This window comes from Flavobacterium circumlabens, assembly GCF_004345565.1.
Lineage (GTDB): Bacteria > Bacteroidota > Bacteroidia > Flavobacteriales > Flavobacteriaceae > Flavobacterium > Flavobacterium circumlabens.
In genome coordinates this window covers 675,674-690,127 of the sequence record NZ_SLWA01000003.1, presented here as the reverse complement: position 1 = coordinate 690,127, position 14,454 = coordinate 675,674, and the positions used below count along the sequence as shown (strand labels likewise).

Annotated in this window: 12 protein-coding genes; 3 read left to right on the top strand and 9 right to left on the bottom strand. The window is 35.7% G+C overall.

The genetic code is table 11. The annotated features are described in order from the left end of the window. The 5 genes from EV142_RS11110 to EV142_RS11090 form a co-directional block, all read right to left on the bottom strand. A partial coding sequence (locus tag EV142_RS11110) for a 6-phosphogluconolactonase (RefSeq protein WP_209443529.1) occupies window positions 1-701 on the bottom strand: 701 nt, incomplete at its 3' end. Window positions 702-1,163: 462 nt separating this feature from the next. Beyond that, entirely contained in the window at window positions 1,164-2,537 is a 1,374-nt protein-coding gene (locus EV142_RS11105; RefSeq protein ID WP_132035526.1) for a sugar MFS transporter, read from the bottom strand. Between the two features lie 34 nt (window positions 2,538-2,571). After that, on the bottom strand, window positions 2,572-3,498 hold the full coding sequence (locus tag EV142_RS11100) for an NAD-dependent epimerase/dehydratase family protein (protein WP_132035523.1): 927 nt from the start codon (window positions 3,496-3,498) through the stop codon (window positions 2,572-2,574). Between the two features lie 5 nt (window positions 3,499-3,503). Beyond that, window positions 3,504-4,607, bottom strand: coding sequence for a phosphotransferase enzyme family protein (locus EV142_RS11095; RefSeq protein ID WP_132035520.1), 1,104 nt, complete (start codon window positions 4,605-4,607; stop codon window positions 3,504-3,506). A 1-nt stretch (window position 4,608) separates the two neighbouring features. Then, entirely contained in the window at window positions 4,609-5,517 is a 909-nt protein-coding gene (locus EV142_RS11090; protein ID WP_132035518.1) for a sugar phosphate nucleotidyltransferase, read from the bottom strand. 319 nt (window positions 5,518-5,836) lie between these two features. On the opposite strand from EV142_RS11090, the gene EV142_RS11085 reads away from it, so the two are divergent. Then, window positions 5,837-6,877, top strand: coding sequence for a LacI family DNA-binding transcriptional regulator (locus EV142_RS11085; protein ID WP_132035515.1), 1,041 nt, complete (start codon window positions 5,837-5,839; stop codon window positions 6,875-6,877). 193 nt (window positions 6,878-7,070) lie between these two features. On the opposite strand, the gene EV142_RS11080 is transcribed toward EV142_RS11085, so the two are convergent. From EV142_RS11080 to EV142_RS11065, 4 genes are all read right to left on the bottom strand, one after another. After that, the gene (locus tag EV142_RS11080; RefSeq protein ID WP_132035512.1) at window positions 7,071-7,706 is read right to left on the bottom strand and encodes a carbohydrate-binding family 9-like protein; all 636 of its coding nucleotides are present in this window, start codon (window positions 7,704-7,706) and stop codon (window positions 7,071-7,073) included. A gap of 76 nt (window positions 7,707-7,782) precedes the next feature. After that, the gene (locus tag EV142_RS11075; RefSeq protein WP_132035509.1) at window positions 7,783-9,642 is read right to left on the bottom strand and encodes a T9SS type A sorting domain-containing protein; all 1,860 of its coding nucleotides are present in this window, start codon (window positions 9,640-9,642) and stop codon (window positions 7,783-7,785) included. Between the two features lie 672 nt (window positions 9,643-10,314). Then, entirely contained in the window at window positions 10,315-11,007 is a 693-nt protein-coding gene (locus EV142_RS11070; RefSeq protein ID WP_132035506.1) for an SIMPL domain-containing protein, read from the bottom strand. A gap of 53 nt (window positions 11,008-11,060) precedes the next feature. Further along, the gene (locus tag EV142_RS11065) at window positions 11,061-11,699 is read right to left on the bottom strand and encodes a rhomboid family intramembrane serine protease (protein ID WP_132035503.1); all 639 of its coding nucleotides are present in this window, start codon (window positions 11,697-11,699) and stop codon (window positions 11,061-11,063) included. A 111-nt stretch (window positions 11,700-11,810) separates the two neighbouring features. On the opposite strand from EV142_RS11065, the gene EV142_RS11060 reads away from it, so the two are divergent. Both EV142_RS11060 and EV142_RS11055 read left to right on the top strand, forming a co-directional pair. Then, complete coding sequence (locus tag EV142_RS11060) at window positions 11,811-12,686, top strand: lysophospholipid acyltransferase family protein (protein WP_132035500.1); 876 nt, start codon at window positions 11,811-11,813, stop codon at window positions 12,684-12,686. 196 nt (window positions 12,687-12,882) lie between these two features. Continuing rightward, window positions 12,883-14,367, top strand: a complete 1,485-nt coding sequence (locus EV142_RS11055; protein ID WP_132035498.1) for a glycosyl hydrolase — start codon at window positions 12,883-12,885, stop codon at window positions 14,365-14,367. The last annotated feature ends 87 nt before the right edge of the window (window positions 14,368-14,454 follow it).

Sequence of the window (14,454 nt, the reverse complement as noted above, 5' to 3'; positions counted from 1 at the left end):
ACTGATCTTTTTACCACATTTGCTTTTCCTTCTCCCCAGGCCAGCAGGATGACTCTTTTGGCTTCCATGATTTTTTTCACTCCCAGTGTAATCGCAGTTCTGGGCGTATTGCTTAGTCCGAAGAAATCTTTACTGGCGGCAACTCTTGTAATATGATCTAAAGCTACCAAACGTGTTTTGGAGTTTTGAAGTGAACCGGATTCGTTAAAACCGATATGTCCGTTTCCGCCAATTCCCAGAATCTGCAAATCGATTCCGCCAAGCGCTTCAATTTTAGCTTCGTAATCGTGGCAGTAATCGGCTATTTGTTCTTTTGATAAAAGTCCGTCCGGAACATGAGCGTTTTCAGGTAAAATATCGACGTGGTCAAACAACAATTCTTTCATAAAACGAACATAACTGTTGATCGAATTGGGTTCCATCGGATAATATTCGTCCAGATTGAAACTGATTACGTTTTTGAAACTCAATCCTTCTTCCTTATGCAGACGAACCAGTTCCGCGTACAATCCTTTTGGGGAAGATCCTGTGGCAAGACCTAAAATACAAGGTTTATTTTCTTTTTGTTTTGCCTGAATTAAGACTGCAATTTCTTTGGCAACTGCTTTTGAAGCTTCATTTGAATTTTCGAAAACAACGGTATTAATATTTTCAAATCGTTTTTCGAAACCTGTTGCTTTGTCTATATTACTTTTTATCATTTTGAAATATATTTTATTGTGTTTTTCTTTATTTTAAAACAGCCTTTTGGCTAAAAAAAAGCATAAGTTGCCCCGGAGCACATCAAATAGTAATTGGAGTACTTAGTTGTGATCTGAAAATCAGATCGATGAATAAATATTATGTTTATCTGAACTTTGTCATTTTTGAATAGCCTCCCGCTTTAGCCGGAGGTTTAAAAAAGGTAGTCAAATTGGCTTTAGCCGAATTAAAAGTTAGGCTAAAGCCAAGACAGATCAAATGTAATCCGTTAGTTAAAAAAAAAGGCTATTCAAAAAACTTAATTGAATTCCTTTGTCGATTTTCTAGTATGATCTTTCGACTTGTTTCAGGAGGCCAACTTTGGCGAAACTTCTAGAAACCTGAAACTTGAAACTTGAAACCCAAAACTGAAAACTGAAAACTGAAAACTGAGACTGAGACTGAGACTAAAAACTTCCCCCTTACCATTTCCTGTACTTATGCCCTTTGAAGGCAAAAAATACGATCATAAGATAGGCCGGTACTAATATTAAATAGGCCAGTTGGTTTCCGCTTTTTGCTGTTGCTACGGTACCTGCCGCTATATTTGCCGTATTGATATTATCTGCCAGCAAACCATAGAATAAAGGAAAAACCGCACCGCCTATGATTCCCATAATCAGTACTGCACCACCAATTTTAGTAAATCCACCAAGATCCTGAAGTGCCATTGGCCAGATGGCCGGCCAGCAAAGTGCATTGGCCAATCCTAAAAGTGCAACCAAAATAATGATTAACGGTAATTGTGGAATTCCAGGTAACTGAATCATTATTTTTGGAGAAAGTATCACGATTAAGACCACTAAAACAAGACCTAAAAACCCGGATACTTTTAAGGCAAAAACCTGCGAAACATATTTGGGAATAAGTGTAATTCCTAAAATATAACCAATAACCATTGCAGTCATGGTAAATGACGTCAGTTTTAGGTAAAAAGAACCATTCTCTCCATAAACGCCCAATTGTTTTCCGAAACCTCCAATTGAATCTCCGGCCAGAACTTCGGCAGCAATGTACACCATTAGCGTAATCACACCAAAAACCAGTTGCGGATGTTTGAAGGCTTCTTTTATTTGTTTGAAAATACTCAGATGTGCTACTTGTCCCTCATTGTCCAAATTGATTTCGGGAAGCGGGGAAAACTTTACCAAAACTGCCAGAACCAGCATAATTCCCGCCATGTACATATAAGGTGTCTGCAGTTGCAAAGCCAGTAAATCGAGCGCGCTTTCTTTTTGAACCGAAGTCATTACGGCAATTTTATCTGCCGAATAATCCCCAATATTTGACAAAACCAATGACGTCAATAGTAACGGAGCCAGAAAACCTGCCAGTTTATTGGCAATTCCAAGTACGCTGATTCGTGCCGCAGCACTTTCGCGCGGGCCAATGACAACAACATACGGATTGGCTGCTGTCTGTAAAACGGCCAAACCGGTTCCCATTACAAATAAGGCGATTAAGAACAGCCCAAAAGTACGGGCTTCGGCTGCCGGATAAAACAATAATGCTCCAACGGCAATCACCAGTAATCCTAATGAGATTCCGTTTTTGTAGCCTACTTTTTCGATTAAGAAAGAAGATGGAATTGCCATGACGAAATAAGCAATATAAAACGCAAAGGTCACGAAATACGATTGTGATTCGGTTAACTCACAAGCTAATTTAAAAAATGGAATTAGCGGTCCGTTGAGCCAGGTTACGAATCCGAAAATAAAAAATAAGGAGGTTAAAATAACCATGGGAATCAAAGTACTGCTTTGTTCTTTTTTTAAAGTAATATCGATTTCTGACATAGTATTGGTTTTTGGGTTAGTGATCTTCTGCTGCTTATTTACGCACCAATTCCTGATGGTAAAAAAGAATGGTTTCTTCTAAGGCTTTATCAATGGTATATTCCGGTTTGAAGCCCAATTGATTGAATTTTTCAGGATTGGCTTTCGAATGTTTGATGTCTCCGGGTCTTTCTTCGAGAAATTTTATCTGCGACTTTGAATTGGTAATTTTTATGATTTTTTCGGCCAATTCTAAAACCGAAGTGCTGTGTCCCAGTGCTACATTGTAGGTTTCAGTTCCTTTTTGGGAAGCCAGGATATTCGCTTTTACGACATCTTTAACATAAATAAAATCTCTGGTTTGCGAGCCGTCGCCATAAATAGTGATGGGTTCGTTCTGAAGTGCTTTATTAATGAAAATAGGCACTGCCGCCGCATACGCCGATTCGGGGTTCTGGCGTGGACCGAAAACATTAAAATAACGTAATGATGCCGTTGGAACCTGATACTGATCGAGATACATTTTTAAATAATATTCTCCATCGAGTTTTGTAATGGCATAAGGCGTCATGGGTTCCGGAAACATGGTTTCTACTTTTGGCAAAACAGGATTGTTGCCGTAATTCGCTGCCGATGTTGACAACACCACTTTACAACCTGTATTATTTCTCGCGGCCTCCAGAATATTGATGGTTCCGACAGTATTGATTTCGATACATTCTTTAATTTTCAACAACGATTCAGGAACGCTGACCAATGCTGCCAGATGAAAAATTCCGCTTGCTCCGCTTACCACTTCATTTACTACATTTTCATCGCGAATATCTCCTTTTACAAAATCAACATTTAATCCGTTTAGGTTGTGTTCGAATCCAGTTCTTAGGCTATCAAGTATCGTAACCTGATGTCCTTCTTTGGATAAATACTCGGCGATGTGGCTTCCTATAAAACCGGCACCTCCGGTAATGACATATTTTTTCATTTGTATTATTTTAATGATCCGATAAAATTCAGATTGTAATCTTCCATTTCCTTAAATTGTTCCGAAAGACTTTCAATCAGTTTGAATTGATTTTTGGAGCGATCCAGATTGTGTTCCGGATATTCGGTTTTATAGTATATATCGTCATTTAAGAAGTCTGTCAGAAAGCGCAGGGCCATGATAAATACCATCGTCTTGGCACCAAGCGGCAGATATTTTATCTCTAATAAGGAGAGGGACGAATTTGTTTTTTCCAGAAAACCTTTTACATAGGCTTTATAATACTGTAAATTGAAATTAACAAGTTCCAGGTTTTTTTCATCTTCGGCAGCCGTATTACAAATGGTTCGTATGGCATCTCCGAAATCATAATGAATAATTCCCGGCATCACCGTATCAGTATCAATGACACATAGTCCTTTTTTATTGGTATCAAAAAGTGCGTTTGATATTTTGGTATCGTTATGCGTTACTCTCAGTTTTATTTTCCCGGTATCTTTTAAGTTTTGCAGAACATGCATTTCCTGTTTAAGTTCATGAACCAGATTAATGCAGGTTTTGGCTTGTTCTATTCGTTGTTCTGAAGCTTCTTTTAAAGCAATATCAAACTGCGCATAACGAAAAGCCATATTATGGAAATTCGGAATTACCTCTGTTAATTTTCTGGCATCAAAATCACTGGTAAGATTTAGAAATTCCCCAAATAATTTTCCGCCTTCATAGGCAATTTCTTCATTATTCACGGTTTCAAAAGTCAAACTGCCTTCTATATAAACCATCACATTCCAGAAATTCCCGGCTGCATCCTGATAATAAAAAACACCTTTTTTGGTGCCGATAAAAGTTAAAACACGACGTTTTAGTTCTTCTTCAGATAAATGTTTTAATTTTTTCAGCAAATGTTTACTTACGCTCACCTTATTGCCAATAAGGCCGGGAACGTCTTTAAAAACGCCATCGTTAATACGCTGCAGAATAAACTGTTTACGGCTATCAGTTGTTATCAAATAAGTATCGTTGATGTGACCGGAGGCCAACTCTTCAAAATTTTTGAAAACCTCGATATGGTCGAACTGGTCGAATATATATTTTAAATGTTCTGCTGCCATATTACCAGAGATTTGTTGGATAAACTTTTTGGGCTCTTAATTTTTCGATTTCTTTTTTTACGATTTCCTTATCTTCCTTGTAAGTAACTCCAAACCATTTGGCATTCGACTGAAGTACTTCAAGCGAGGCGTTATCTGATTTTAGAATTTCATTTACAACCGATGTAATAAAGAATTCAGCTTTTAGATCGTGTTCGTTTTCTTTCAGGAATTCTTCAAAAAGAGCACCTCCAAATTCAAAACATTTTGGTGTAAAACCCCAGAAATTCATCGAAACAATTGTGTTTTCATCAATCGGGATAAAATCACCATTATCCTCTTTTCGCATTAGTCTGCCCTTAATTTTTTCGATGTGCGTACGTTCGGTAACATCTGTCAGATAATTATTTTCATCGACCTGACATTCTCCTCTGGACACAAAACCATGATCGGAAACCGTATTTTTAAGCAAATAAGCCATCATATTAAAATGATAAGATTCTTTGTCCATTTCGGTTAAGGCTTTTGCCATGATCTCAAAAGCTTCTTTTCCGTAAAAATCATCGGCGTTTATGATCGCAAAATTTTCGGTTACCTCATCCTTTGCCATTAGCAAGGCATGCCCGGTTCCCCAGGGTTTTTTTCTTTCCGGATTTTGATATTGTTTCGGTACATTATCAATTTCCTGAAAAACATAGCCTACATCTGCTTTTCCTTCCAGTTTTTTATTAAAGATTTCTTTGCATTCTTCTTCTATATTTTTACTTATAATAAATACAAATTTTCCAAAGCCTGCCTGCAATGCGTCATATATCGAAAAATCCATAATGGTATCTCCTTCCGGAGTAAACGTATCTAACTGTTTTAATCCTCCATATCGACTTCCAATACCTGCCGCCAAAATCACGAGAGTAGGTTTACTTTTGCTCATTTAAATAGTATATTAATGGGTTTATTATTTTAATTGTTTTGGTCGTGTTTTATTTTTTCAATTCGTTCTAAAAAAGCAATCTTCAAAAATGGAATTCAATATTAAAAACTTCTCTTATAAATTGAAAAATAAATATTAATCTGACAATAATTACGTTAATATCATAAACTATATGATTAATATTCGGCTAAAATATATATTAATATTCTATAAAAAAAGAAAATTGTGTTAAAATGTGCTCGAACACAATTAAAATGTTTTCGAACACATTAAATTTAATATTTTCTCATATTCGATTTTTATATATATTTGTTTTTATATGGAAAAAATTTATACAATTAAGGATATTGCAGAACTTGCAGGTGTTTCTAAAGGCACTGTAGATCGCGTTTTGCACAAAAGAGGAAAAGTCTCGCAGGATGCTCTTGACAGGGTGAATGAAGTTTTGGATAAAATTGATTATCAGCCCAATTTAATGGCCCGAAGTTTAAAAAAGACACAAATTTATTCCATATGTGTTTTATTGCCGGATTCTCAAAACGATCCGTACTGGCAGCCGTGTATCGATGGTATCAATGAAGCCAAAAAAGAGTTTAAATCTTTTAATGTTAAGGTTGAAATTTTCTTATTTGATGCCACAAGTACGGCTTCTTTTGTAGAAACGAATAAAGCGGTTTTAAATGCATCTCCGGATGCGGTTCTTCTTGTTCCTTTATTTCATAAAGAAGCTATTGACGCCATTGAAACCTATAATTCTAAAGGTATAATTTCCAGTATTTTTAATAACCAGCTTAAATCGAGTTCCATAAAAAGTTTTGTGGGTCAGGATTTATTTCAAAGCGGAAGAATTGCCGCAAGGTTATTGGATTTATTGCTTCAAAAAGGAACCATCGCTATCATTCATATTGATGAAGATTATGAAAATGCGATTCACATGCAGGAAAAAGAAAAAGGGTTCAGGGATTATTTTGATCAGCTGGAAAACAGAGCATTCGAAATCAAAACTTTTAAAGTAAAACATCCTCAGTTTAAAACGACCCTTAAAGAGTATTTAGAGTCAAATCCAACTATTAGCGGACTTTTTGTAACGACTTCGAAAGCTTATCAGGTGGCAAAAATTATTGCTAAAAATCCCGAAAGAAAAATTGCGCTTGTGGGTTATGATTTATTAGAGAATAATCTTGAATATTTAAATAATAAGACCATTGACTTCCTGATTCACCAAAATCCGAAACGACAGGCTTATCTTGGAACAACAAATTTAATAGAACACTTTATTTTCGAAAAAGAAATTACTGCCGAAAAGCTTTTGCCAATTGACATTATAAATACCGAAAACGCCAAGGATTATTTTTTATAAACTATTGAGCGTAATTTAACCGCAAAGTGCGCTAAGGTTTACGCAGGGTTTGCAAAGCTTTAAAAAAAAATCTCGCAAAGGCGCAAAGAAAAACTAAAAAAAGAAAAACTTTGCGACTTTGCGAGAAATAATATAGCCTGCTTTTGCGTAAACTTTAGCGCACTTTGCAGTTCAATCAGCATTCAGCTAATTTTTAAATTAAAGTCAAAGTACCAAAAGAACTGGCAATATGAAAATTAGGTGTTTCGGTATTCGGATTTACCCATGAAATCCAGATGGGTTCAAAAAGATTATTAGCGGCTTTTATATACTTTGCCCTGTAAATTCCGGCTTCGATATTATTGTCTTTAATCAAATGAAAGTTTTTTAAAGACTGAATGCTGATCGCTATTTCAACAACAAAATAATTTTCCTTGATATTTGATTTTACAGTAATATCATTTTCAGGCCAATTCCAGTCAAAATCAAATCTTTTCGCCGGAGATGCTTTGAAATCCATAATTCTTGGCGTTGGGTCAATTTCTAAACAATAGTAGGGATTTAGGGTTGCGTCTGTCCTGAAAAAAATCTCTACCCGGTCTGATTCTCCAATACTGTCAATAGAATCATCTTGCCTGTCAATATGAACATTATCATCATGAACAATGTAACAAAAATAAATATTTTCAGTATCCCATAATGCTCTAAACTCCATCCTGTCAGCACTTAACTCATTCCAGGGCGAAGTAAAATCGGTTAGAATTTCTGCTTTATCCCAAAAAGGATTATCTCCCAGGCCATTTATTTGCAAAATGTTTTTTTCGATACGGTTTACTGCATAATTTTTCATTTTAAAAAGGTACGGATTTTTTAAAAATAAAAAGGGAGCAAAAGAAGAATATCTCCCTGCTCCCTAAAAGTATTAATTATTTAAGGTATATCTTATTGTTGCTGATTTCGTTATCGGCATTAATTTGAAGAATAACCAATTGTGATTTTTTCAGATCCGAAACATTAATGGTTGCTGTACTGGTAGCATTATATTCTTTTCTTACAAGTACCCGGCCATTTAAATCTAATACTGAAATACTTGCTGAATTGATATTTTTTCCAAAGTTAACATTGATTTCTTCTGACGCCGGATTAGGATAAATAGAAAAGCTTGGGGCAATTTCCTGAGCTGCTTTAACTACAGCTACTGATTTAGCCGTTGATCCTGTTTGCAGTTCTGAGCATCCTATATCAATTCTTCCATTTCTCTTGCGAATATCATCATCAAAATCTAAGGTGCCGGAATATGTGCTATTATAAGTTGGATCGCCTTTATCAGTAGCAAAAGCGCCTGATGCTAAAGTGAAATTAAAAGCAGCAGCATTTACAAATCCCGGTAATCCAACTACAGAATTAATATCCTGACTCGTTGCTGTTGCAAATTGTGCTGGATTATAAGAGCCTGTTGCTGAACTTCCGTTGAAACTAACTCCCGTTAAATCGATAATGAAATCTGTATTTCCTTCTCTGTAAAACAAATTATAATTAGATACAAAACCCGAAACGGTGTAACCATAAGAAGCTAAAAGTGCTTTTTTACCCGTTGTAGCATACAAAATATTGTTTTTGAAAGTAATTCCGGAACTGTTTTGCAAATGCACTTCACCACCGTAAATATCAGCAATCGTTCCCACAGCAACACCGGCAATGGTAGTAACACCATTAATAACGGCTCCGGTTCTGTTTTTATAAAAAGTGTTATTGTAAATTTTTGTGTTGCCAACGCTTGTTGTATAGCCGCTTCCGATCACACCGCCAAAAATAGCTCCCGTGACAACATTATTATAAACCGAATTATTGTTTACGATATGTCCGGTAGACTGACCTCCATTTCCGGTAGCTGTATTTTGTTCAGAGCCTACAGCAATTCCGACGCCACACTTATACACTTCATTTCTTTGTACCTTAACATTTAAAGCGCCATCTACATAGATACCGGCGCTATTGGCAACAGCGCTCATACAATTAAAAACTTCATTGGAAGTGATAACTCCATTCCTTGCCTGGTTGTTACTTGTTGCTCCTGTTGAAGTATAGTTTCCGGCAGCTACAATTCCGATATTGGCAATATCATAAACCGTATTTCCTGAAACCGAGAAACCATTTACATTTCCGGTTACGGTCACCGCTTCTCCCCAGCCTGTGGCACAATTCGCTACTTCATTGTTTTCAATTTTAACATTAGTAATTGCATACGTGGCATTCCCTCCGTCTACTTTGATCGCGTTGGCTACAATTCCGCTATTGGCAGGAATTGACGAAAGATTGTTGCTGATCCATCCGATATTTTTTACAATACAGTTTTTGATCGTGATGTTGTTCAGATTAGCCGTTGCTCCGGAATTGGCTAAAATCCATATTCCCTTACTTCCGTTTGCAATTTTGTTTGAAATAGTCAAACCATCAACGGTCACGCTGCTTGTATTGACAATTCCCAATACATAAGTATCCGTACTTGTCCATCCCGAAGCGTTGATTACTACAGCAGCTGAACCACTTTTTTGAATAGTCAGGGGTTTCCCGACAAAAATAGGTCCTGTAACAGGATAAGTTCCTGAAAGCACCAATACCGTTCCGCCAGATGGGGCCGCCTGAACTCCTTTTACAATTGTTTTAAATGGTAAAGCAGCCGTTCCTGTTCCTGTTACGTCATTTCCGGTTGTCGAGACATAGGTCTGAGCAAAGCCCTGTACAAAACACAATAAAGTAATAAATGTAATTTTCCTGATTTTCATAATTTTAATAATTTAGGTTAGTGATTAAAAATATTTTAAGACTATATACAATCGAAATAGAAATCGTTCAAGATTACATTGCTGTTTTTTATTAAAATCAAACTGCGCAGTATGTTATTTATGGTGGAAAATTTCAAATTAAAAAAATCCCTTTTTTGATAAAAAAAGCTTTTAAAAATCTAATTTGAAACTAAAATAAATAATGTAATTCGAATAACAATAAAAAATGTGCTCGAGAACAAAAATATATTACTATTTTGCATTTAAATAAGTTTTTACTTATTTTAAACGCGTTTTAAAAAATGTGCTTGAACACAAATACTAAAAATAGTACATAAATTTAAAAAAGATATTTTTGTGTGAACCTTAAATCAAGTTGAGCCGGAACAGCTGTAAAAGGAATTATGAAGACTCTTAAGGTACAAACCAGAGTACAAACATTTTTTAAAATAGAGTAAAAAAATAAATTCTAAATTCCGGTTTTAACCGTAAAGCACACAAGGAAAAAAACGCAAGGTTCGCAAAGTTTACTATTTAAGCTTTGCGAACTTTGCGTATCAGGATAACTACAGTATTGTGTGCATTGCGGTTAAACACGACACGATAATAAATAAAAAATCCCAAACTCCGGATTTGGAATTTGGGATTTTTAACTATTGTTATTTTAAAACTTTAGTCCAGAATAAAACTAACCGTTACGTTTGCTAAAATCTCGATTTCACCAATTGCCAAAGTCTCGTTTGCCGCTCCGGCTGTATCTGCAGATTCTTTCATTCTCATGGCTGCATACATAGGTTGTGGATGATATACCTGAGAATTATCAGAAATCGTATAGGCTTTACCTACTTTTTGACCTAAAACGGAAACATAATCTTCAGCTTTTGCTTTTGCGTCTTTAATGGCCAATTTTCTGGCTTCTGATTGGTATTGTGCTAATTTAGACGATTCAAAAGAAACGTTGTCCAGACGGTTAATACCCTGGCCTACCAAACCTTCCATTAATTCATCGTATTTTGCTAAATCTTTCAATACAATTTCTACCGTCTGAGCAGCATTGTAAGTGGTTTTCTTTTTCTCGTAATCGTATATCGGATTCAGAGCTACTTGTTTTGTTTTGAAATCTGCTGTTGGAATATTCATTTTTTTGATGAATTTCAAAACAGCATCCATTTTTTCGTCATTTTGCTTTTTGACGTCTTTAGCATTATTCCCTTTTGTTTCAACCGTAGCTGAAATACAAACCTGATCAGGTGCTACTTTTACTTTTCCTTCTCCATTTACATTAATTTGCGGAATTTGTTTGATTTCCTGGCCGTAAGACATAGTCATAAACATGATTGTTAAAAATAATACTAGTTTTTTCATTTTTGTTATATTTTAAATTGTTTGATAGTTGCATTTCAAAAGTTATGCCAGCATTATAATTTACCCAATTTTGCCATTCCGAAAAGTATTACAATCGGAATAGCCAACAGAATCACCATTAAGGTATGATCTGCAAATAACGCAGGCACTTTTATCAAAGTAATCAGATAACCGCCTATTGCGCCGCCAAAATGTGCCGTATGCCCGATGTTATCATTTTTAGCCTTCATTCCGTAAATAGAGTATAATAAATATAAAATTCCGAAGAGATAGGCCGGTATTGGAATGACAAAAAAGATACCCAGCATCATATCCGGCTGTAATAGAATCGCAGAATACAAAACACCCGTTACGGCTCCGGAAGCACCGACAGCCCTGTAGCTGTAATCATTTTTATGAAAAAGCATAGTAAGTAAACTTCCAAAAATCAAACTTCCAAAATAAACCAGAACAAAAGAGAAATTCCCCAGCCAGTTCAAAACTACAGGAGCAAAAAACCAAAGTGTCAGCATATTAAAAATCAAATGCATCATATCTGCATGCAAAAAACCTGAGGATAACATTCGGATTTGCTCTCCGGAACGAATACTTCCGACATGAAATTCGTATTTTCTAAAAAAGGCAAAATCATTAAAACCTTTGTAGCTTATAAGTGCATTGGCAACTATTATCCCAATCAAAATGGTATTCATAAAAAATATTTAATGTGAATTGTAAATATAATCATTCTTCAAGATAAGTCAGTAACAAACCAAAATATCGGTCGTTATTCATTTTTACTTTATATTTGTAAAAAAATTTACATGCAATTTCTCGTTTATATTTTAGCCTACCCTATTCTTTGGCTTATCTCTATACTTCCTTTCCGAATATTTTATTGGTTTTCTGATTTTGTATTTTTTCTGGTGTATTATGTTTTAGGATACAGAAGAAAAGTGGTACGTGAAAATCTGGCTTTGGCTTTGCCGCATTTAGATGAGGCTGAAAGAAAAGTAATCGAAAAGAAATTCTATCAGCACATGTGTGATATGTTTCTTGAAACAATTAAGACGATGGGTATTTCACCGGAAGAAATGGATAAAAGATTTCAAATTACCAATCTTGATATCGTAAAGGAATATGCAAAAAAAGGCAAAAGCGTTATTCTAGTAGCGTCACATTATGCCAGTTATGAATGGCTTTTAACAATGAACACTAAAATTGATTTTAAAGGAATTGCTGTTTATAAAACACTTGCAAATCCTTATTTTGACAGATTGGTTCGAAGAATTCGTTCCAGATATGATACTGAATTAATTGAAACCCGAAAAGCAATTCCATTGATGGCCCAAAATCAACGTGAAGGAATTTTAAGCATGTACGGTTTAGCCAGTGATCAGTCTCCAAAACTGGACAGGATTTTTCACTCGATGAAATTTATGGGTGTTGAAGTTCCAGTGCATACCGGCGCTGAAATGCTGGCCAAAAAATATGATTTAAGCGTTATAATGGTAAAGGTAAAAAAAGTAGCAAGAGGTTATTATGAAGCTACATTCCTGCCTATTGCAGAAAACCCACACGATTATGCCAATTTTGATATTACCGAGAAATATTTAAGGGAAGTAGAAAAACAAATTCTTGAAACTCCTGAATATTATTTATGGACACACAAAAGATGGAAACACAGAGTTGAAAAATAATTCTATGATGAAATTAAAAATCCAAAAAGCGACAATTGCTTTTTGGATTTTTTTCGTTTAAAGCAATTCAGAAAACCATAAAACAGATTTTGATGGGTTTTTGTACTGTTTTTTTTGCTAAGATAATGATGACAAATCAGCCAACAACAATATCTTTGAAGCTGATAAAAATTTTCCCAAATCTAATTATCTACCTATGACAAAAAACCTATCTTTTACAGTATTGCTGTTATGTTTTTCAATGGCTGTTTTTGCTCAAAGTCCAAAACGCGGAATCGCTTACGGCTATCACTCCCAGGAAGATTTACTTGCGCTCAAACCAGGTGTTTCCTGGTGGTACAACTGGAGTCCCTCGCCAGACCAGGCTATTGAACCCAATTACGAATCTATCGGTGTTGAATTTGTACCCATGGCCTGGGGTAAAATTTCAGACGCCGATGTCCAGACCTTCATTAACAAAATAAAAACCGGTGCTAAATATTTATTGGCTTTTAATGAACCTAATTTTAATGATGGCGCAAGACTAACCCCTCAGGAAGCAGTAAATGCGTGGGCCAATATCGAAAAAATTGCAACGGCAAAAAATCTGGAAATCGTGAGCGCAGCACCAGCGTTTAATGGCTCCAATAATTATGGCGGATACACCAGCCCAATTGCCTGGCATGATGAGTTTTTTCTTTTATGTCCAAATTGTAAAGTCGATTATATTGCTTTTCATACGTATGATGCCACATCAGGATCTGTTATTGGCGTTACGGGGATTCTGAAAAAATACAATCGCCCGGTTTGGGTTACAGAATTCGCTAACAGGGTAATTCAAACCGCAGAGCAAAAAACTACGTTCATGAAAGAAATCATAACCAGTTTTGAAAACGATCCTGACATTTACCGCTATTCCTGGTTTAGCGGGAGAGTTAACCCGTTATGGACAGACATGTTGGAAGGACAATTGTTTGCGCCGGAAAGCGGTGTTTTAAAACCAATAGGTACAGCGTACGTAAACACATCTTATACCACAAAAAAAATGACGGTTCCCGGAAGAATTACCGCCAATAAACATTATCGCAGAAAAGGAACCACTTTATCAAACACTACAGATTCCGGAACCGGTCAAAATGTTTCTTCGATCAGCAACGGAGACTGGAATGAATTTATGCTAAATGTTGCTGATGCCGGAACCTACAAACTTACTTTTCGTGTGGCTTCTGCAAGTATTCCCGGAAAATTCGATATTTACGTCAATGACGTAATTGTAAAAACAGATGAAACTTTTTCAATTACAGGAGGAGCACAAACCTATGTTGATAAAATTGTAAACGGAATTGTACTGCCAAAAGGCGAAGTGTATCTGAAAATTAAGTTCAAATCAAACGATATGAATTTTAACTATATTGATGTGGCAACGAAAACCTTAGGCGTAAATGATCCTGCATTAGAAAAAGATTCTTTTACCGTTTATCCCAATCCGATCAAGGACCAGGCAACACTTCAGATAAAATCGGAAACGACAGAACCGTTAAGCCTGAAAATTATCGACTCAAAAGGAAGTATTTGTTATGCTTCATCTGCTTATTTTACCAATGAAGAGATCAAGATTGGTGATAAGCTTTCCAGCGGAATCTATATAGTAACCGCTCAATATGGAGCTATTAAGAAGTCGATCAAAATCATCAAAAACTAATATTTTAATTCTTTCAATATCGTTCAAAAAAAAATACCTCTTTCGAATAAAGAAAGAGGTATTTTTTATTTTATGAAACAGCTGAAA

Coding starts and splice junctions, on each gene's coding strand:
- EV142_RS11105 (WP_132035526.1), bottom strand. CDS start 2,537: ATGTCAGAAATCGATATTACTTTAAAAAAAGAACAAAGCAGTACTTTG.
- EV142_RS11100 (WP_132035523.1), bottom strand. CDS start 3,498: ATGAAAAAATATGTCATTACCGGAGGTGCCGGTTTTATAGGAAGCCAC.
- EV142_RS11095 (WP_132035520.1), bottom strand. CDS start 4,607: ATGGCAGCAGAACATTTAAAATATATATTCGACCAGTTCGACCATATC.
- EV142_RS11090 (WP_132035518.1), bottom strand. CDS start 5,517: ATGAGCAAAAGTAAACCTACTCTCGTGATTTTGGCGGCAGGTATTGGA.
- EV142_RS11085 (WP_132035515.1), top strand. CDS start 5,837: ATGGAAAAAATTTATACAATTAAGGATATTGCAGAACTTGCAGGTGTT.
- EV142_RS11080 (WP_132035512.1), bottom strand. CDS start 7,706: ATGAAAAATTATGCAGTAAACCGTATCGAAAAAAACATTTTGCAAATA.
- EV142_RS11075 (WP_132035509.1), bottom strand. CDS start 9,642: ATGAAAATCAGGAAAATTACATTTATTACTTTATTGTGTTTTGTACAG.
- EV142_RS11070 (WP_132035506.1), bottom strand. CDS start 11,007: ATGAAAAAACTAGTATTATTTTTAACAATCATGTTTATGACTATGTCT.
- EV142_RS11065 (WP_132035503.1), bottom strand. CDS start 11,699: ATGAATACCATTTTGATTGGGATAATAGTTGCCAATGCACTTATAAGC.
- EV142_RS11060 (WP_132035500.1), top strand. CDS start 11,811: ATGCAATTTCTCGTTTATATTTTAGCCTACCCTATTCTTTGGCTTATC.
- EV142_RS11055 (WP_132035498.1), top strand. CDS start 12,883: ATGACAAAAAACCTATCTTTTACAGTATTGCTGTTATGTTTTTCAATG.